The following is an 18,481-nucleotide window of genomic DNA, read 5'->3' on the forward strand; positions in this document are numbered from 1 at the left end:
CTCCAGGTTGTTCTCGATGCCCTCGACGATCGTCTCGCGGTACTTGAGGGCGCCCGAGGCGACCCAGGGACGACCTCCTGGACGAACTGGGGCTGGAGGTCGTAGTGGTCGCCGACCAGGAAGCCCTCGATGCGGCCGCGGGTCTGGATGAGGCGGGCGAGGTTCCTGGGGCCGGGGGCCGGCTCGGTGTTGTTGTAGACCGAGATCATGCCGCAGACCGCGATGCGGCCGCCCTCGTTGAGGGAGCCGATCGCGGCCTCCAGGTGATCGCCGCCGACGTTGTCGAAGTAGACGTCGATGCCGTCCGGAGCGGCCTCGCGGAGCTGCTCGCTCACGGAACCGTTCTTGTAGTTGAACGCCGCGTCGAAGCCGTACTCCTCCACCAGGAGCTTGACCTTCTCGTCGGAGCCGGCCGAGCCGATCACCCGGGAGGCGCCCTTGAGCCTGGCGATCTGGCCGACCTGGCTGCCGACCGCGCCGGCCGCGCCGGAGACGAAGACGACGTCGCCCTCCTTGAGGGCGGCGGTGCGCAGCAGGCCGGCGTAGGCGGTCAGGCCTGTCATGCCGAGCACTCCCAGGTAGGTGGAGAGCGGGGCGGCCTCGGGGTCGACCTTCACGGCCTGCGCGGCGTTGAACGTGGCGTACTCGCGCCAGCCGCCGAAGTGCAGCACGTGGTCGCCCACGGCGATGCCCTCGGCGTGGGAGACGAGGACCTCGCCGACCGCGCCGCCCTGCATGGCCTTGCCCAGCTCGAAGGGGGCCGTGTAGGACTTGGCGGCGCTCATCCGGCCGCGCATGTACGGGTCGACGGAGAGGTACGCGTTGCGGACGAGCACCTCACCGGGGCCGGGCTGCCGGATCTCCGCCTCGGCCAGCTCGAAGTCCTCGGCCTTGGGCCAGCCGACGGGACGGCTGAGCAGTCGCCATTCGCGGCTGACGGACGGGAGCGCGGGGGTGTCGGACATGGTGCCCTTCCTTGTGTGCTGTGCGGGGCGTGTGCGGCGACATGCGCCTGCCGCAAATACTTCAGTGCCTGAAACAACCATGCGCCTGGATATTTCATGATGTCAAGTAAGCGGGTTACCCTGGAAGGCATGTCCACACCCCAGACGACCCGCCGGCCCGACGCCCTCACCCTGGAGGTCCTCGAGCTGATCGGCGAGGTCGTGTCGCGGTTCTACCAGGACTACGAGGAGGCCGCCGCCGGACACTCCCTCACCGGCGCCCAGGCCCGGCTGCTCAGCCTGCTCTCCCTGGAGCCGCTGCCGATGCGGAAGCTGGCGGTGAAGCTGAAGTGCGAGCCGTCCAACGTGACCGGCATCGTCGACCGCCTGGAGGCCCGCGGTCTGGTGGAGCGCCGCCCCGACCCTGCCGACCGCCGCGTGAAGCTGGCGGCGGCGACCGAGGAGGGACGCCGGATCGCCAAGGACCTGCGGGAGAACCTGCGGTTCGCCCGCGAGCCGCTGGCGGGACTGGAGGAAGAGGAGCGGGTCCTGCTGCGGGGCATGCTCCAGCGGATGCTGGCAGCGTAGGACGCGGGAGAGGACGCCGGAAACGGGCGGTGCCGGGGCGGGTCAGGTCTTCCTGCGGGTCGTCATGAAGCGCTGGATCAGGATGAACGCGCACAGCAGCACACCGGTGGCGATCTTCGTCCACCAGGAGCTGAGCGTGCCCTCGAACTGGATGAGGCTCTTGATCAGGCCCAGCACCAGTACGCCGAACAGGGTGCCCAGCACGTAGCCGGAGCCGCCCGTCAGCAGGGTGCCGCCGATGACGACCGCGGCGATCGCGTCGAGTTCCATGCCCGTCGCGTGCAACGGGTCACCGGACTGGATGTACAGGGTGAAGAGCAGTCCGGCCAACGCCGAGCAGAACCCGCTCACGGTGTACACGGCGATCTTCGTGCCGCCCTGCGGGAGTCCCATCAGCAGGGCGGACTGCTCGTTGCCGCCGACGGCGTACACCCGGCGCCCGAAGCGGGTGTAGTGCAGGACGTAGAAGGCCACCGCGAGGACGACCAGCGAGATGATCGCGCCGAGCGACAGGAACCCGATCCCCAACGACACCTGCCTCTCGGCCATGCTGCTCACCGAGGAGTCGCTGATGGAGATCGACTCCTTGCTGATGACCAGGCACAGGCCGCGGAAGAGGAAGAGGCCGGCGAGGGTCACGATGAAGGGCTGGATCTCGAAGTTGTGGATCACATAGCCCATCAGGAAGCCGCCGAAGGCTCCCACGGCCAGCGCCATCGGGATCACGACCAGGAGCGGCAGCCCCTGGCGCTCCACCAGCCAGGCCGTGAACATCGTCGTGAAGCCGATCACCGAGCCGACGGACAGGTCGATGCCGCCGGACAGGATGACGAAGGTGACACCCACCGCGGCGACCAGCAGATAGCCGTTGTCGATGAACAGGTTGAGGAAGACCTGCGGTTCGGTGAACCCGAAGTTCTGGTACCGGGTCAGGCCCCCGAGGTACATCAGCAGGAAGAGCAGGGCCGTCACCGCCACGGGCAGGCGCCGGTCGCCCAGCAGACGCGCGGCCTTGGACGGCGTACGGCTGCCGGAGGCGGTACGGCTGTCGGAGGCCGTGGGGCTCTTGGTGGTCGCGCTCATCACGACACCTCCATCTTCGGAGCGGCCTCGGTCGCCGCGGCGGAGTCCGCCGGGGCCGCGGCCGGCGTGGCACTTCCCCTGGAGCCGAACCTGGCACCGAAGACCTTGGCGCGGAACTTCGGGGACTGCATCAGGCATACGGCGATGACGACGGCGGCCTTGAAGACCAGGTTGGTCTGGGTGGGCACGCCGATGGTGTAGATCGTGGTGGTCAGGGTCTGGATGACGAGGGCGCCGACCACCGTGCCGCCGACGGAGAACCGGCCGCCCAGAAGTGAGGTGCCGCCGATCACCACGGCGAGGATCGCGTCGAGTTCGATCCACAGGCCGGCGTTGTTGCCGTCGGCGGCCGAGGTGTTGGAGCTGATCATCAGGCCCGCGATGCCCGCGCACAGCGCGCAGAACATGTACACCATGATCTTGATGCGCCGGGACCTGATGCCGACCAGCCGGCTGGCCTCGGCGTTGCCGCCGACCGCCTCGACCAGCAGCCCCAGAGCGGTGCGGCGGGTCAGCCCGACGGTGACGACGACGACCGCCGCCACCACGAAGATCGAGAACGGCAGGGTCAGCCAGTAGCCGCCGCCGATCAGCTTGTACGGCTCGCTGTTGATGGTGATGATCTGGCCGTCGGTGATCAGCTGGGCGACACCACGGCCGGCGACCATGATGATCAGGGTGGCGATGATCGGCTGGATGCCCATCCTGGCCACCAGGAAGCCGTTCCACAGACCGCAGACGACCGCGGCCAGCAGACCGAGGCCCATGGCGAGCAGCACTCCGGACAGGGCGCCCTGGTCGGACTGGTCGCTGATGTACGAACAGGCCAGCGCTCCGGTGATGGCGACCACGGCGCCGACGGACAGGTCGATGCCGCCGGTGGCGATCACGAGGGTCATGCCGACCGCCACCAGGATGAGGGGCGATCCGAACAGCACGATCGAGACGAGGCTGCCGTAGAGGTGACCGTCCGCCATGCGGATGGAGAAGAAGTCGGGTGTGAAGGGGACGTTGACGAGCAGCAGGAGGACGAGGACCGCTACCGGCCAGAACAGGTGGTGGCGGGTCAGCGCTCGCCATCGGGACGTGGGGGTCACTGGCGCTGTGGTCGCCGGCGCTGTGGTCACTGGTGCTCTCCGCTCGCGATGGTCTCCAGGATCCGGGTCGTGGTGATCTCGGGCCCGTTGGGGATCTGCGCCACCAGCCGGCGGTCGCGCAGCACTCCGATGGTGTGGCTGAGCCGGAGGACCTCCTCCAGTTCGGCCGCGATGTACAGGACGGACATGCCGTCCTCGGAGAGGGAGACGACCAGTTTCTGGATCTCCGCCTTCGCGCCGATGTCGATGCCGCGCGTCGGCTCGTCGAGGATCAGCAGTTTCGGCTGGGTGATCAGCCAGCGGGCCAGGAGCACCTTCTGCTGGTTGCCGCCGCTGAGCTGGCCCACCCTGGCCTCGGGGTTGGCCGGGCGGATGTCGAGTGCCTTGATGTACTTGGCGACGAGTTCGTCGCGCTGGGCGACCGGGATCGGCCGGGTCCAGCCGCGCGAGGCCTGCAAGGCCAGGATGATGTTCTCCCGGACCGTGAGGTCGGGCACCAGGCCCTCGCTCTTGCGGTTCTCGGAGCAGAACGCGACTCCGGCGCCTATCGCGTCGTTGGGGGCGCTCATCGAGACCTGCCTGCCCTCGATGGACACCTTGCCGCTGTCCGGCTGGTCGGCGCCGAAGAGCAGCCGGGCGAGTTCGGTGCGGCCCGATCCGAGCAGGCCGGCGAGCCCGATCACCTCGCCCTTCCGGATCTCCAGGTCGAACGGGGCGATACCGCCGGTCCGGCCGAGGCCCTCCGCCCGCACCAGGGTCTCCCCCGCGTGGGAGTGCAACTGCTGGTCGTGGAGTTCGTCCAGCTGGCCCATGGCCTTGCCGAGCATGAGCTGGACGAGCCCGACCTGGTCGAGGTCGCGCACCATGTGCTCGCCGACGAGGGTGCCGTTGCGCAGGACGGTCATCCGGTCGCAGACCTCGTAGATCTGGTCGAGGAAGTGCGAGACGAACAGGATCGCGACGCCCTCGTCCTTCAACCGCCGCATCAGAGCGAAGAGCTGGAGGACCTCGTCCCGGTCGAGGCTGGAGGTCGGCTCGTCGAGGATCAGCACCTTGGTACCCGGTCCCTCACCGCCACCGGTGCTGGTGCCGGTGCCCAACGACCTGACGATGGCCACCAGTTGCTGCACGGCCAGCGGGTACGAGGACAGCGGGGCGCCGACGTCGATGTCGAGCCCGAGCCGCTCCACCAGTTCCGCCGCCTGCCGGCGCAGCTGCTTCCACTGGATGCGGCCCATGCGGGTCGGTTCGCGCCCGATGAAGATGTTCTCCGCCACCGACAGGTTCGGGCAGAGGTTGACCTCCTGGTAGACCGTGCTGATGCCGGCCTGCTGCGCCTGGAGCGGGCTGGTGATCCGCACGGACCGGCCGTCCAGCGTGATCGTGCCGCCGTCCAGGGGGTGCACGCCCGTGAGCACCTTGATGAGGGTGGACTTGCCCGCCCCGTTCTCTCCCATCAGGGCGTGGATCTCACCGGGGAAGAGCCGGAAGTCGACGTCCGACAGAGCCCGTACCCCCGGGAACTCCTTGACTATGCCCGCCATTTCCAGGACGGGCCGAGGCTCTGCCATACGTCTCCTAGCGAGGGACCACCGGCTTTGCCCGGTGGGGGAATCCACTTGTCTGGTGTGTGTCGCGCCCTGCGTCGGTGTTCCACGCGTCGCGCCCTGTGCGTTGCGTACTGCGTGCGGCGTACCGCGTGCCGCGTGCGTTCGTTCCGCCCGGAAGGGCGGTCGGGAAGCGCGGTCCGGAAGGGCCGCGGCCGCCGACCGAGGTGCCGGTCGGCCGGAGGCTCCCTGCCGCTGGCGCGGTCGGTCAGTACTTGCGGCTCGGGAGCGCGGCCTTGGCCTGGTCCTGCATGAAGTCGCTCTCCTCGGTCTTGATCCAGCGCTCGACCGTCTCGCCGTCCTTGACCTTCTTCACGACGTCCATCAGCTGGGGGCCGAGCAGCGGGTTGCACTCGACGATGGCGTTGATCTTGCCCTCGGACATCGCGACGAAGCCGTCCTTCACGCCGTCGATCGAGACGATCAGGATGTCCGTGCCGGGCTTCTTGCCGGCCGCCTCGATGGCCTGGATGGCGCCGATGGCCATGTCGTCGTTGTGCGCGAAGAGCACGTTGACGTCCGGGTTGGACTGCAGGAAGGCCGCCATGACCTGCTTGCCGCCGGCCCGGGTGAAGTCACCGGTCTGGCTGACGACGATCTTCCAGTCCGCCTTGTGCTCGGCGTCCATGATCTCCTTGAAGCCCTTGGCGCGCTCGATCGCCGGGGCGGCGCCGGTGGTGCCCTCCAGCTGGGCGATCTTCACCGCGCCCTTGTGGCCGGCCTTCGTCAGGACCTTCTCGAGGATCTTGGCGGCGCGACGGCCCTCGTCGGTGAAGTCGGAGCCGACCAGCGTGACGTACAGGGAGTCGTCGGAGGTCTCCACGGAGCGGTCGGTGAGGACCACCGGGATCTTCGCGGCCTTGGCCTCCTTGAGCACCGCGTCCCAGCCGGTGACGACGACCGGCGAGAAGGCGATGACGTCCACCTTCTGCGCGATGTAGTTGCGGATCGCGGAGATCTGGTTCTCCTGCTTCTGCTGGGCGTCGGAGAACTTGAGGTTGTAGCCCGCCTCCTTGGCGGCGTCCTTCACCGAGGTGGTGTTGGCGCTGCGCCAGCCGCTCTCCGAGCCGACCTGGGAGAAGCCGAGGGTGATCGTCTTGGCGCCGCCCGTGGAGGAGGAGCCGGTGGAGCTGTCGTCCTCCTTGGCGCAGGCCGCCAGGCCGCCCGCGGCTGCCACGCCGACCGCCGCGGTGAGGAAGTTTCGTCTGCTGAGCATGTTCTTCTCCTTTGAAGAGCCGGTCCGGGGACGGACCTGCTGGCACTCGATGGGACCGGCCACGCTGCGTCCAGCCTGTCGATCATCGTTCGATATATCGGCCACACCGCTGGACAGGTGCGCCCGACCGGTCGGTCAGAGGGTCAGAGGGGTACGCGCTCCGCCTGGGCGGTGTACGGGAACGTACTGGCGCGCACGACGAGTTGGGGTTCGATCGCGATCCGGGAGGCGGCGGGTGGCCGCCCCTCGATCAGATCCAGGAGCAGTGCGATGCCTTGCTTGCCCACCGCCTCGAAGTCCTGCCGGACGGTGGTGAGCGGAGGGGCGAAGAACTCCGACTCCGGGATGTCGTCGAAGCCGACCACCGCGACGTCCTGGGGAGTCCGGACCCCCGCCTCACGCAGAGCCCGCAACACCCCCAGTGCCATCTGGTCGTTGGCGACGAAGACGGCGGTCAGCCCCCGGCCCACCCAGCCGGCCAGTTCCTGGCCCGCACGGTAGCCCGACAGCGGACTCCAGTCCCCGCGCAGCAGCATGGGCGGCTCGACGCCCTCCGCTTCGAGGGTCGACCGCCAGCCGGCGGCCCGGTCGGCCGCCTCCTGCCAGTCCTCGGGCCCGGCGAGGTGCCAGACCGTGCGGTGGCCGGCCGCCAGCAGATGGGCGGTGGCCAGCCGTCCCCCGAGCTGCTGGTCCACGCTGACGCTGGGGATGTCCACGCCCGGCCCGCTGCCCACGACCACCACGGGGAACGGGTGGCGGAGTTCGGCCAGGGCCTCGACCGCCGACCGCTGCGGGGCGATGGCGACCACCCCTTCCACCCCGCCCTCGCCGAGGTGGTCCAGGGCCTCCGACAACTCCTCGACGGTCAGTCTGCGCAGACTGGGCCTCCCGAACAAGCTCCTCCGACGGACAGTCTGCGCAGACTGACGCTCGAGAGCGAGATAGCCCTCGGCGCGGGCCGCCTCCTCGAGAGCGAACAGGGTGCTGGCCGGCCCGTAGAGGGTGGTGTCGGAGGCGACCACACCCAGCGTGCGGGTGCGCCGGGTCACCAGCGCCCGTGCGGAGGAGTTGCGGCGATAGCCCATCTCCTCGATCGCCCGCAGCACCCGGACGCGTGTCTGCTCCCGCACGTTGGGGTGGTCCCCCAGCACGCGGGACACGGTCTGGTGGGACACCCCGGCCAGGCGCGCCACGTCGGCCATGGTGGGCGGCCGAAGCTGCGTATGGGTCACGGCCGCACCTCCTTGGCGCTCGTCCGTCGATAAGTCCTGTGGTGTGGATGGTTGATCCCGTGCCGCCGGCTTCACGCCGGGATTCCGGTGGGTCCGACGGCAGGGGAACGGAAGGTGAGTTGGGGCACCAGGGGCACGACGCTCGTAACTCCCGTGTTTCTCGACGGAAACCGACTGTGAAGCGGAGGTCATTGTGAGCGCTAACAATTCATGGCGGTCAAGAGGGTTGCGGCGGAAGGTCGTCACGGTTCCATAACGCGCCTGACAGCCACTGCACATATCCGCTGGTCAGAGACCTAACGACGGGTGGAGGCACCCGGGCCGGGCGCGGCCCTACGAGGGCTCGTGCGGCGGGAGAGATCCGGACCCGCCGACCGCACCGGTCGAGGCGCGGGGCCGGCGGGACGCCGGCCGCGCCGCCCTGGACGGCCGTCCAGCGGGGCCGCCGCCCGCCCGACGGCGCAGCCGCACGACGACTCAACCGCTACGCCGCTCAGCGGCTCAGCGGCTCAACGGCTCAACGGCTCAACGGCTCAACGCTTAGCCCGCGGAACGGTCCCGCCCTGCCGGACCTCTACGAGCACCACCACAGCACGCGCTGGCACGTCTCCGACGGCGACGGCGACGGCTTGGGGGACGAGGTCGGGCGGGCGGTGGGGCCGGAGTCCGGATCCGACCCCGACCCCGCCCCGGAGTCCGAGTCCGAGTCCGACGGGGCCGTCGACCCGGAGGCCGGCCCGGAGGAGCCGGGGGCAGCCGACTGGGTTTCGCCGTCCGGGGTCGGCGTGGCCTTGTCGTCCTTCGAGGACTCCGACGCCGACGGGGAGGCGGAGGGGCTCGGGGAGGAGGACGCCTTGCCCCCGCCCGCGTCCGTCCCGTCGTCCAGCGGTCGCTCGGACGGGCTCGGCTCCGCTGCCGACCCACCGACCTCGGACGACTCGCCCCCGGCCACCGCGGGGTTGCCGGGGGACGAGAACCCCGGTGCGTCCACACCGAGTTCGGCCAGACTCAGGCCGCCCGCCGCCAGGACGAAGCCGGCGCCGATCAGCACCACGCGTCTGCGACGTCGGCGGTGGAGCGAAGCCTTGCGGTCGCGACGGCTCGCGTCCGGTGCGGCAGCCGTCGCTTCGGAACCCCGTCGGCCACCCCGGCCCTGCTCACGGCGGCGCACGGCTCGCCGCTGAGGCTCACCGGCGGCCGCGGCCGCGGCCTCGGCATCGGCCGCGGCCTCGGCGTCGGCATCGGCCTCGGCGCCGGGGTCAACCTCGGCTCGGGCTTCCGCCGCGTGATCGCCCTGCCCGTGCGACTGCTGCCCGTACGACTGCTCCTCGTACGACTGCTCCTCGTACGACTGCTGCCCGTACGACTGCTGCCCGTACGGCTCTGCCGTGTAGGGCTCCGCCTCAAAGGTCCCCGGCCCGTACGGCTCCGGCTCGTAGGCCTCCGCCTCGCGCGGGTCGCGCTCGTACGGGTCGGGCCGATACGCGCGTAGCTGTTCGGCAGGTGCGCCGCATCCCGGGCAGGCGAGAGCGCCGTTGAGGTGCCTTCGGCACGGGTGGCAGTAGTCCATGACGCGGGAAGACTAAGTTCCCGGAGCGCCGCGTTCCCAGGCCCGCCTGTGAAAGTTGTGTGGGAAACCGCCATACCGGCGCGCGGATGCGAGTGACCTGTCACACACTGCCGGGCCCCGGCTTCCGGAAGAGCGTCGAAACCGTCGAATCGTTACCCGTTCGACCCATTGACACCCCGCTCACGCCATCCTTACTGTCTGCCCAGCATTTCGAACGTGTGACGAAATCTCGAACAGTCGAAGGGTAACTTCCGTGCGCATCACTGGAATCAGCACGCACGTGGTCGGGACGCCATGGCGCAACCTGACCTACGTCCTGGTGCACACCGACGAGGGCATCACGGGTGTCGGAGAGACCCGCATGCTGGGCCACACCGACGCGCTGCTCGGCTACCTGAAGGAGGCCGAGGTCAACCACATTCTCGGCTCCGACCCGTTCGCTGTCGAGGACCTGACGCGCCGGATGAAGTACGGCGACTACGGGCGCGCCGGCGAGATCGTGATGTCCGGTATCGCCGTCGTCGAGATGGCCTGCTGGGACATCAAGGGCAAGGCCCTGGGCGTTCCCGTCTGGCAGCTCCTCGGCGGCAAGGTCACCGACAAGGTCAAGGCCTACGCCAACGGCTGGTACACCACCGAGCGGACCCCGGAGGCCTACCACAAGGCCGCCCAGGGGGTCATCGAGCGCGGGTACAAGGCGCTCAAGATCGACCCCTTCGGCACCGGACACTACGAGCTGGACCACCAGCAGAGCCTGTACGCCGTCTCCCTGATCGAGGCGGTGCGCGACGCCATCGGCCCGGACGCCGAGCTGATGCTGGAGATGCACGGCCGCTTCTCCCCCGCCACCGCCGTACGCCTGGCCCACGAGCTGGCGCCCTTCAAGCCCGCCTGGCTGGAGGAGCCCTGCCCGCCGGAGAACCTGAAAGCCCTGGAGAAGGTCGCCGCGAAGGTCGACATCCCCCTGGCCACCGGTGAGCGCATCCACGACCGCATCGAGTTCCGCGAGCTGTTCGAGAGCCAGGCGGTCGACATCATCCAGCCCGACGTCGGCCACATCGGCGGAATCTGGGAGACCCGCAAGCTGGCCGCGACCGCCGAGACGCACTACATGCTCGTCGCCCCGCACAACGTCGGCGGGCCGGTGCTGACCGCCGCCTCCCTCCAGGTCGGGTTCAGCTCCCCGAACTTCAAGATCCTCGAGCACTTCAACGACTTCGCCGACGCGGAGATCAAGAAGGTCGTCAAGGGAGCGCCCGAGGTGGTCGACGGCTACTTCCACCTCTCCGACGCCCCCGGGCTCGGCGTCGAGCTGGACGTCGACGCGGCAGCCGAGTTCCCGCAGCAGCAGGCCCGCTTCGACCTGTGGGCCGAGGGCTGGGAGCGGCGCAAGCCGAAGGGCGGCAAGTGAGCACCGCTGTCGTCGTCGAGGGGCCGGGCGAGCACCGGCTCACCTCGCACGAGCCCCGGCAGCCGGGCGCGGGTGAGGCTCTCGTCCGCGTGCACGCCGTGGGCATCTGCGGCAGCGACCGCGAGGTCTACCAGGGCAACCGGCCCGAGGGGTACGTCCGTTACCCGCTGACCCCGGGCCACGAGTGGTCCGGGACGGTCGAGGCGGTCGGCGCCGGGGTGCCGGACTCGCTGACCGGCCGCAAGGTCGTCGGCGAGGGCTTCCGCAACTGCCAGGTCTGCGACCGCTGCCACGCGGGCGAGACGACGCTGTGCACGGACGGGTACGAGGAGACCGGCTTCACCCAGCCCGGGGCGATGGCCGCCACCCTCACCCTGCCCGCCCGACTGCTCCACGCCCTCCCGGACGACGCCGATCTCACCGCCGCCGCCCTGCTGGAGCCCGCCGCCTGTATCGCGGCCGCCGCGATCAAGGCGAACGCCCGGCCCGGCGAACGGGTCGCGGTGGTCGGCACCGGGACGCTGGGCATGTTCGCCGTCCAGTTCCTCAAGGCCGGGTCCCCGGCCGAACTGCTCGTCGTCGGCACCCGGCGGGACCGGGAGGCGCTGTCGCGGCGGTTCGGGGCCACCGACTTCCGTACCCGCGACCAGGAACTCCCCGGCGACTTCGACGTGGTGATCGAGACCGCCGGGTCCGCGTCCGCCGCGCGCACCTCCGCGGCGCTCCTCAGACGCGGTGGCCGGCTCGTCCTGACGGGCATCCCGGCGCCGGGCGCGGAGGGTCTCGACCCCACCGACCTGGTCGTCAGGCAACTGGAGGTGCACACCGTCTTCGGTGCGCCGCCGGACGCCTGGGCGCACACCGTGCGGGTCTTCGCGGCCGGTCTGCTGGACCCGTCGCCGCTGATCACGCACGAGCTGCCGCTCGCCGAGTTCTCGCAGGCCATCGATCTGGTGGGGTCCGGCGATCCGAAGGTGGGCAAGGTCCTGCTCCACCCCTAGTCGTACGCCGGTACGGAGGCGACCTGACGGCCTCCCTACCGGCGTACACCCAAGTCCCGCACGACTTGAGCCGCGAACCTCGTCCGAAACACCGAACACGAAGGACAGCTTGTGACGACCGACGCCTCCGCCACGGCCCCCCGTCGACCCGGTGAGCAGGCGCTCACCACGCTCGGACTGGGCGCGCCCGCGCTCGATCCCGCCGACGCCTCCGTCCACACCTTTCCCGGCGGCGGCCGCTGGCGCACCGAGGTCCCTTCGTGCGAGGGCCCCGAAGCGCTGGCCGTCATCCTCAAGGAGGCCTCGCGCCTCGACGTGCCGATCCACCGGATCAGCCAGGGCAGCGGCGTGTGGATGCTGAGCGACGCCGAGATCACCGAGATGGTCGAGGCCACCGGTGAGCGTGACATCGAGCTGTGCCTGTTCACCGGACCTCGTGGCACCTGGGACATCGGCGGCTCCACCCGGACCGACTCGCGCGGCGGGGGCCTGAGGGCCCGCGGGCACGACGCCGTCGCCGGATGTGTCGAGGACGCCGTGCGGGCCACGGAGCTGGGCGTCAAGTGCCTCCTCGTCGCCGACGAGGGCGTGCTGTGGACGCTGCACCGGGCCCGCCAGGCGGGCCTCGTCCCGGCCGACACCACGCTGAAGGTGTCGGCGCTCATCGGCCCCGTCAACCCGGCGGCGTACGCGGTGTACGAGCGGCTCGGCGCGACTCGCTCAACGTGCCCAGCGATCTGACGCTGGACCACCTCACGGAGATCCGCCGGGTGTCCGGCGCCCCCATGGACATGTACATCGAGGCCCCCGACGACCTCGGCGGCTACATCCGGATGTACGAGGTCGCCGAGCTGATCCGGCGCGGTGCGCCGCTGTATCTGAAGTTCGGCCTGTCCAAGGCCCCGGGGATCTACCCGTACGGCCACCACCTGCGCGATCTGGCGCTGTCCACGGCCCGTGAGCGGGTGCGGCGCGGCCGGCTGGCCCTCGACCTTCTCGCACGTCACGGAGCGGACGGCGACATGGCTCCGCTCGGCTCGCGGCTGCCCGGTGACCTCAACCGGTTCGACATCCAGTCATAACGTTACGGAAACCCCGCTTCACAGAAGCCGACACAGGCGCGCAGAATCCCACACACCTCTCCTCGGCCCTTCCGGAGCACTTCCCGGAAGCGCCTTTCGCACCCGCGGGACCGATCGACCCCCTGCACACACATCAAGGATGATGACCATGGGTAACCGCAGAGCCGCACTCACCGCCATAGCCGGCGCCGCCTCCCTCGCCCTCACCCTGTCCGCCTGCGGCCAGAGCGGCGAGGGTGGCAGCGAGGCGAACGCGAGCGGCGACAGCAAGGGCGGCACGATCGGCATCGCGATGCCGACCAAGTCCTCCGAGCGCTGGATCTCCGACGGCAAGAACGTCGAGAAGGACCTCCAGGCCAAGGGCTACAAGACCAAGCTGGTCTACGGCGAGGACAAGCCCGACCAGCAGGTCTCGCAGATCGAGAACCTGATCGCGCAGGGTGTCAAGGCACTGATCGTCGCGGCGATCGACAACAAGTCGCTCGACAACGTTCTCCAGCAGGCCAAGGACGCGGACATCCCGGTCATCTCCTACGACCGCCTGATCCTCGGCAGCGAGAACGTCGACTACTACGCCTCCTTCGACAACTCCAAGGTCGGCGAGCTGCAGGCGAACTACATGGTCGAGAAGCTCGGTCTGAAGGAGGGCAAGGGCCCCTTCAACATCGAGCTGTTCGCCGGCTCCAACGACGACAACAACACCAAGTACTTCTTCAACGGCGCGATGAGCGTGCTCCAGCCGTACATCGACAGCAAGAAGCTCGTGGTGCGGTCGGGCCAGACCCAGCTCACGCAGGTCACCACCCTGCGCTGGGACGGCGCCACCGCCCAGCGCCGCATGGACGACATCCTGACCAAGTCGTACAAGACCGAGAAGGTCGACGCGGTCCTCTCGCCGTACGACGGCATCTCCATCGGCATCCTGTCGGCGCTGAAGTCGGACAACTACGGTTCCGCGAGCAAGCCGCTGCCGATCCTCACCGGCCAGGACGCCGAGCTGGCCTCGGTGAAGTCGATCATCGCGGGCGACCAGACGCAGACCGTCTACAAGGACCTGCGCGAGCTGGCCAAGGTCGCCTCGAACATGGTCGACGCGGTCCTGAACGGCAAGGAGCCCGAGGTCAACGACACCAAGACCTACGACAACGGCGCGAAGGTCGTCCCGGCCTACCTGCTGGAGCCGGTCAGCGTGGACAAGGCCAACTACCAGAAGGTTCTGGTCGACGGCGGCTACTACACGGCCGACCAGCTCAAGTAGGTCCCGGCCCCTAAGGATTGGAAGGCACGACCATGGCGGGACCCGTCCTGGAAATGCGCTCGATCGTCAAGACCTTTCCCGGTGTCAAAGCGCTGTCCGACGTCTCACTGACCGTCCGGCAGGGCGAGGTCCACGCCATCTGCGGGGAGAACGGCGCCGGCAAGTCCACCTTGATGAAGGTGCTCTCCGGCGTCCATCCCCACGGCAGCTACGAGGGTGAAGTCCTCTTCGAAGGAGAGGTCTGCCGCTTCAAGGACATCAGGGCGAGCGAGCAGCACGGCATCGTGATCATCCACCAGGAGCTGGCGCTGGTGCCGTTCCTGTCGCTGGCGGAGAACATCTTCCTCGGCAACGAGCACGCCAAGCGCGGGCTGATCGACTGGAACCAGACCCTGCGGCACGCCTCCGAGCTGCTGCGCCGGGTCGGTCTGAGCGATCACCCCGAGACCCGCGTCACCGACATCGGCGTGGGCAAGCAGCAACTGGTGGAAATCGCGAAGGCGCTGTCGAAGGAGGTGAAACTGCTCATCCTCGACGAGCCCACCGCGGCGCTGAACGACGAGGACAGCGGCAAACTCCTCGATCTGATCCTGGAGTTGAAGAACCAGGGCATCACCTCGATCATCATCTCCCACAAGCTCAACGAGATCCGGCGGGTCGCCGACTCGGTGACGATCATCCGCGACGGGCGGTCCATCGAGACCCTCGACGTGAAGGCCCCGGAGACCACCGAGGACCGGATCATCTCCGGCATGGTGGGCCGCGACCTGGACCACCGCTTCCCCGAGCGCACCGCGTACGAGGGCGAGGTGGGCTCGGCTCCGGCCCTGGAGATCCGCAACTGGAGCGTGCACCACCCGATCGACCAGCAGCGCAAGGTCGTCGACGATGTATCGATCGACGTGAAGCGCGGCGAGATCGTCGGCATCGCGGGGCTGATGGGCGCCGGCCGCACCGAACTCGCGATGAGCGTCTTCGGACGGACGTACGGCCGGTACGCCGGTGGCACGGTCCTCAAGAACGGCGAGGAGATCCGGACGAAGACCGTCCCCCAGGCGGTCGGGCACGGCATCGCGTATGTCACCGAGGACCGCAAGCACTTCGGCCTCAACCTCATCGACACCATCAACCGGAACATCTCGCTCAGCGCCCTGGGCAAGGTCTCCAAGCGCGGTGTGGTCGACGAGCACGAGGAACGGCAGGTCGCCGAGCGGTACCGCAAGTCGATGAACATCAAGGCGCCGACCGTCTTCGAGCCGGTGGGCAAGCTGTCGGGCGGCAACCAGCAGAAGGTCGTCCTCAGCAAGTGGATCTTCGCGGGGCCCGACGTGCTGATCCTGGACGAACCCACGCGCGGTATCGACGTGGGCGCCAAGTACGAGATCTACACGGTCATCGACAAGCTGGCCGCCGAGGGCAAGGCGGTCGTCTTCATCTCCTCCGAGCTGCCGGAGCTGCTCGGCATGTGCGACCGCATCTACACGATGGCCGCGGGGCGGCTGACGGGTGAGTTCCCGCGTGCCGAGGCCACGCAGGAATCGCTGATGCGTCAGATGACGAAGGACAAAGAGGTAACCCGATGAGCACGGATGTGACCGCCAAGAGCCCGGCCCCCGCGCCGCCCGGCAAGAGCGGGGGCGCGGCGGGCGGGGGCCTGCTCCAGCTGATGCTGGACGGCATGCGCCGCAACATGCGGCAGTACGGCATGCTGATCGCCCTCGGCCTGATCGTGGCTCTGTTCGCGGTGTGGACCGACGGCGACCTGCTGCTGCCGCGCAACGTCTCCAACCTGGTGCTGCAGAACAGCTACATCCTGATCCTCGCGATCGGCATGATGCTCGTCATCATCGCGGGCCACATCGACCTGTCGGTCGGCTCACTGACCGCGTTCGTCGGCGCCTTCGCGGCCGTACTGACCGTGCAGCACGACGTCTCCTGGCCCGTCGCCGTGGTGCTCTGCCTGATCGTGGGCGCCGTGGCGGGTTCGGTCCAGGGGTTCTTCATCGCCTATCTCGGCATACCGTCCTTCATCGTCACCCTCGCCGGGATGCTGACCTTCCGCGGTGTCACCGAGATCCTGCTGGAGGGGCAGACCCTCGGCCCGTTCCCGGACGGTCTGCAGAAGATCGGTAACGGCTTCCTGCCGGAGACCGGCCCGGAGACGAACTACCACAACCTCACGCTGCTGCTGGGCCTCGTGCTCATCACGTTCGTGGTGCTCCAGGAGATCCGGGACCGCAAGCGCCAGCAGGAGTTCTCGCTGGAGATCCTGCCCCGCAACATCTTCCTGCTGAAGCTCGTCGCGATCGTCTCCGCGCTGCTCGTCGTGACCATGCTGCTCGCCAGCTACAAGGGCGCCCGATCGTGCTGATCATCCTGGGCCTGCTGGTCGTCGGCTACGGCTACGTGATGCGCAACTCGATCTTCGGCCGGCACATCTACGCGATCGGCGGCAACCTGCCGGCCGCGAAGCTGTCCGGCGTCAAGGACAAGAAGGTCACCTTCTACGTCTTCCTGAACATGGGCGTGCTCGCGGCCCTGGCGGGTCTGGTCGTCGCAGCCCGCCTCAACGCGGCCTCTCCGAAGGCCGGCCTGAACTACGAACTCGAGGCCATCGCCTCGGCGTTCATCGGCGGCGCGTCCATGAGCGGCGGTGTCGGAACCGTCCTCGGCGCGATCATCGGCGGTGTCGTCCTCGGCGTGCTGAACAACGGCATGAACCTGCTCAGCGTCGGCACCGACTGGCAGCAGGTCATCAAGGGTCTCGCACTGCTCGCGGCGGTCGGATTCGACGTCTGGAACAAGCGCAAGTCCGGTTCCTGAACGACCGGGACGCCCTAGCGGCCGAACGGCCCGCCGGACGGCGGGGCCCGTTCCGGCTTCGGCGGCAGGCGGATGATTCCCCTCCGGTTCTCCGGGGGTTGAACAGCGCCACCCGAGTCTCCGTATGTAAGGGCGGCCCGCGCTCCCCCGCGCGGGCCACCCACATGACGACGGGCCCGGTCGTCCCCGCCGGGTCCGCCCCATACGGAGGTTCCATGGCCGACAACGTCACCTCGTTGTTCCGCAGCACCGCCGCGCACAGCCCGTCGATGGCGGCGCTCACGCGGGAGGGCGGCGACGAGGCCGGCCCGGTGGACTTCTGCATCCCCTGCAACCCGTACTTCCCCACCCCGCAGATGTTCGACGACATGTCCGCCCGGCTGCGGGACATCATCACGTACTACCCGAGCAGCGCCGACACGATCACCGCCGAACTGTGCAGCCTGCTCCAACTCCCGCCGCAGGCCGTCGCGATGGGCAACGGCTCGACCGAGCTGATCACCTGGATCGACCACCTGCTGGTGCGCGAGTCCCTCGCCGTCCCCGTCCCCACCTTCGGCCGCTGGACCGACCAGCCCATGGAGACCGGCAAGCGGGTCGACATGTTCCCGCTCCAGGAGTCCAGCGGCTTCGCCCTGGACCTCGCGCAGTACGCCGAGTTCATCCGCGCCCGCGGCACCCGGGTCGCCGTCATCTGCAACCCCAACAACCCCGACGGCGGGTTCCTGCACAAGCACGCCATCGTGCAGTTCATGGACGCGATGGCCGACCTCGACCTGGTCATCATCGACGAGTCGTTCCTGGAGTTCGCCGACGCCGAGGTCGAACCCTCGGTCGTCCAGGAGGCGATGCTCCGCCCCAACGTCATCGTCCTGCGCAGCCTCGGCAAGAACTTCGGCCTGCACGGCATCCGCTTCGGCTACCTCGTCGCCAACCCGTCCCTGGCCGGCCGCGTCCGCTCCATGCTGCCCAAGTGGAACCTCAACTCCTTCGCCGAGCACGTGGTGTTCATGCTGAAGGAGCACGGCACCGAGTACGCGCAGAGCCTGATGCAGGTGCGCCGCGACCGCCTCGACATGTCCAGCCAACTCTCCTCGCTCCCCGGTCTCACCGTCTACCCCTCCCAGGGGAACTTCCTCTTCGTACGCCTCCCCGTGGGCGCCGAGGGAACCGTGGTCCGTGACCGGATGCTCACCGAGCACCGGATCCTGGTCCGCGAGTGCGGCAACAAGATCGGCTCCTCCAGCCGCTTCCTGCGGCTCGTGGTGCGCCCCCAGGTGGACGTGCGTCGCCTGGTGTCCGGCCTGGAACAGGTGCTCTACGGGACCAGGAGGGGAGCCGCCGTACCCGAGCTGAACAACGGGAACAACTACAGCTCGGGTACGGCGGCGGTGGACCGGCTGGTCGGAGCCACGAACGGGGCGGGGCTGCAGGGGCTCGCGGCGCAGGCGCAGTCGATGGGTGGCGGGATGCCGATGCCGGCGCCCGCGCCCGCGCCGGTGCCCCAGATGCCGATGCCGGCGGCGGCGCAGGTGTTCCGCAATGGTTCCGGCGCGGCGCGGCGCCGAT

At 69.1% G+C, this 18,481-nt stretch carries 12 protein-coding genes and 3 pseudogenes; 8 read left to right on the forward strand and 7 right to left on the reverse strand.

The window, feature by feature from the left end; translation table 11 throughout:
- Positions 1-965, reverse strand: a pseudogene (locus BM536_RS24440) (NADP-dependent oxidoreductase); the annotation flags it as partial.
- A 129-nt stretch (positions 966-1,094) separates the two neighbouring features.
- Between BM536_RS24440 and BM536_RS24445 the strand changes: the two are divergent.
- Positions 1,095-1,532, forward strand: coding sequence for a MarR family winged helix-turn-helix transcriptional regulator (locus BM536_RS24445; RefSeq protein ID WP_073499400.1), 438 nt, complete (start codon positions 1,095-1,097; stop codon positions 1,530-1,532).
- A gap of 42 nt (positions 1,533-1,574) precedes the next feature.
- Here BM536_RS24445 and yjfF read toward each other — a convergent pair whose 3' ends face one another.
- From yjfF to BM536_RS44945, 6 genes are all read right to left on the reverse strand, one after another.
- Positions 1,575-2,615, reverse strand: a complete 1,041-nt coding sequence (yjfF, locus tag BM536_RS24450) for a galactofuranose ABC transporter, permease protein YjfF (protein ID WP_073499401.1) — start codon at positions 2,613-2,615, stop codon at positions 1,575-1,577.
- The gene (locus BM536_RS24455) at positions 2,615-3,712 is read right to left on the reverse strand and encodes an ABC transporter permease (protein ID WP_073499403.1); all 1,098 of its coding nucleotides are present in this window, start codon (positions 3,710-3,712) and stop codon (positions 2,615-2,617) included. The genes yjfF and BM536_RS24455 overlap by 1 nt, the downstream gene beginning before the upstream one ends.
- A 26-nt stretch (positions 3,713-3,738) precedes the next feature.
- Positions 3,739-5,283, reverse strand: coding sequence for a sugar ABC transporter ATP-binding protein (locus tag BM536_RS24460; RefSeq protein WP_073499405.1), 1,545 nt, complete (start codon positions 5,281-5,283; stop codon positions 3,739-3,741).
- 244 nt (positions 5,284-5,527) lie between these two features.
- Positions 5,528-6,535, reverse strand: a complete 1,008-nt coding sequence (locus BM536_RS24465) for an ABC transporter substrate-binding protein (protein ID WP_073499408.1) — start codon at positions 6,533-6,535, stop codon at positions 5,528-5,530.
- A 143-nt stretch (positions 6,536-6,678) separates the two neighbouring features.
- Positions 6,679-7,767: a LacI family DNA-binding transcriptional regulator gene (locus tag BM536_RS24470; protein WP_094103470.1), complete on the reverse strand. Its 1,089-nt coding sequence runs from the start codon at positions 7,765-7,767 to the stop codon at positions 6,679-6,681.
- 574 nt (positions 7,768-8,341) lie between these two features.
- The gene (locus BM536_RS44945; RefSeq protein WP_094103471.1) at positions 8,342-9,337 is read right to left on the reverse strand and encodes an SCO2400 family protein; all 996 of its coding nucleotides are present in this window, start codon (positions 9,335-9,337) and stop codon (positions 8,342-8,344) included.
- Positions 9,338-9,590: 253 nt separating this feature from the next.
- Here BM536_RS44945 and BM536_RS24480 point away from each other — a divergent pair, with 253 nt between their 5' ends.
- The 7 genes and pseudogenes from BM536_RS24480 to BM536_RS24510 all read left to right on the forward strand — a co-directional run.
- Positions 9,591-10,748 carry a mandelate racemase/muconate lactonizing enzyme family protein gene (locus tag BM536_RS24480; protein ID WP_073498645.1) on the forward strand — a complete coding sequence of 386 codons (1,158 nt, stop codon included), beginning with the start codon at positions 9,591-9,593 and terminating at the stop codon, positions 10,746-10,748.
- Complete coding sequence (locus tag BM536_RS24485; protein ID WP_073498647.1) at positions 10,745-11,749, forward strand: zinc-dependent alcohol dehydrogenase; 1,005 nt, start codon at positions 10,745-10,747, stop codon at positions 11,747-11,749. Before BM536_RS24480 ends, BM536_RS24485 begins: the two co-directional genes overlap by 4 nt.
- A 111-nt stretch (positions 11,750-11,860) precedes the next feature.
- A pseudogene (locus BM536_RS24490) lies at positions 11,861-12,831 on the forward strand (hypothetical protein).
- A 148-nt stretch (positions 12,832-12,979) separates the two neighbouring features.
- The gene (gene chvE / locus BM536_RS24495; RefSeq protein ID WP_073498653.1) at positions 12,980-14,089 is read left to right on the forward strand and encodes a multiple monosaccharide ABC transporter substrate-binding protein; all 1,110 of its coding nucleotides are present in this window, start codon (positions 12,980-12,982) and stop codon (positions 14,087-14,089) included.
- A gap of 32 nt (positions 14,090-14,121) precedes the next feature.
- A complete protein-coding gene (gene mmsA, locus BM536_RS24500; RefSeq protein WP_073498651.1) occupies positions 14,122-15,672 on the forward strand; it encodes a multiple monosaccharide ABC transporter ATP-binding protein in 1,551 nt (516 codons plus the stop codon).
- A pseudogene (gene mmsB, locus BM536_RS24505) lies at positions 15,669-16,912 on the forward strand (multiple monosaccharide ABC transporter permease). Before mmsA ends, mmsB begins: the two are co-directional and overlap by 4 nt.
- A 215-nt stretch (positions 16,913-17,127) precedes the next feature.
- Positions 17,128-18,481, forward strand: a 1,354-nt coding sequence (locus BM536_RS24510) for a pyridoxal phosphate-dependent aminotransferase (RefSeq protein ID WP_245873727.1), incomplete at its 3' end; no start/stop codon positions are given.

The sequence above is a fragment of the Streptomyces phaeoluteigriseus genome (genome assembly GCF_001896135.2).
Taxonomy (GTDB): Bacteria; Actinomycetota; Actinomycetes; order Streptomycetales; family Streptomycetaceae; genus Streptomyces; species Streptomyces phaeoluteigriseus.

What these genes read in the sequence shown, in the direction of transcription:
- BM536_RS24460 (WP_073499405.1), bottom strand. Translation starts at nt 5,283, where the DNA reads ATGGCAGAGCCTCGGCCCGTCCTGGAAATGGCGGGCATAGTCAAGGAG.
- BM536_RS44945 (WP_094103471.1), bottom strand. Translation starts at nt 9,337, where the DNA reads ATGGACTACTGCCACCCGTGCCGAAGGCACCTCAACGGCGCTCTCGCC.
- chvE (WP_073498653.1), top strand. Translation starts at nt 12,980, where the DNA reads ATGGGTAACCGCAGAGCCGCACTCACCGCCATAGCCGGCGCCGCCTCC.
- BM536_RS24465 (WP_073499408.1), bottom strand. Translation starts at nt 6,535, where the DNA reads ATGCTCAGCAGACGAAACTTCCTCACCGCGGCGGTCGGCGTGGCAGCC.
- mmsA (WP_073498651.1), top strand. Translation starts at nt 14,122, where the DNA reads ATGGCGGGACCCGTCCTGGAAATGCGCTCGATCGTCAAGACCTTTCCC.
- BM536_RS24445 (WP_073499400.1), top strand. Translation starts at nt 1,095, where the DNA reads ATGTCCACACCCCAGACGACCCGCCGGCCCGACGCCCTCACCCTGGAG.
- yjfF (WP_073499401.1), bottom strand. Translation starts at nt 2,615, where the DNA reads ATGAGCGCGACCACCAAGAGCCCCACGGCCTCCGACAGCCGTACCGCC.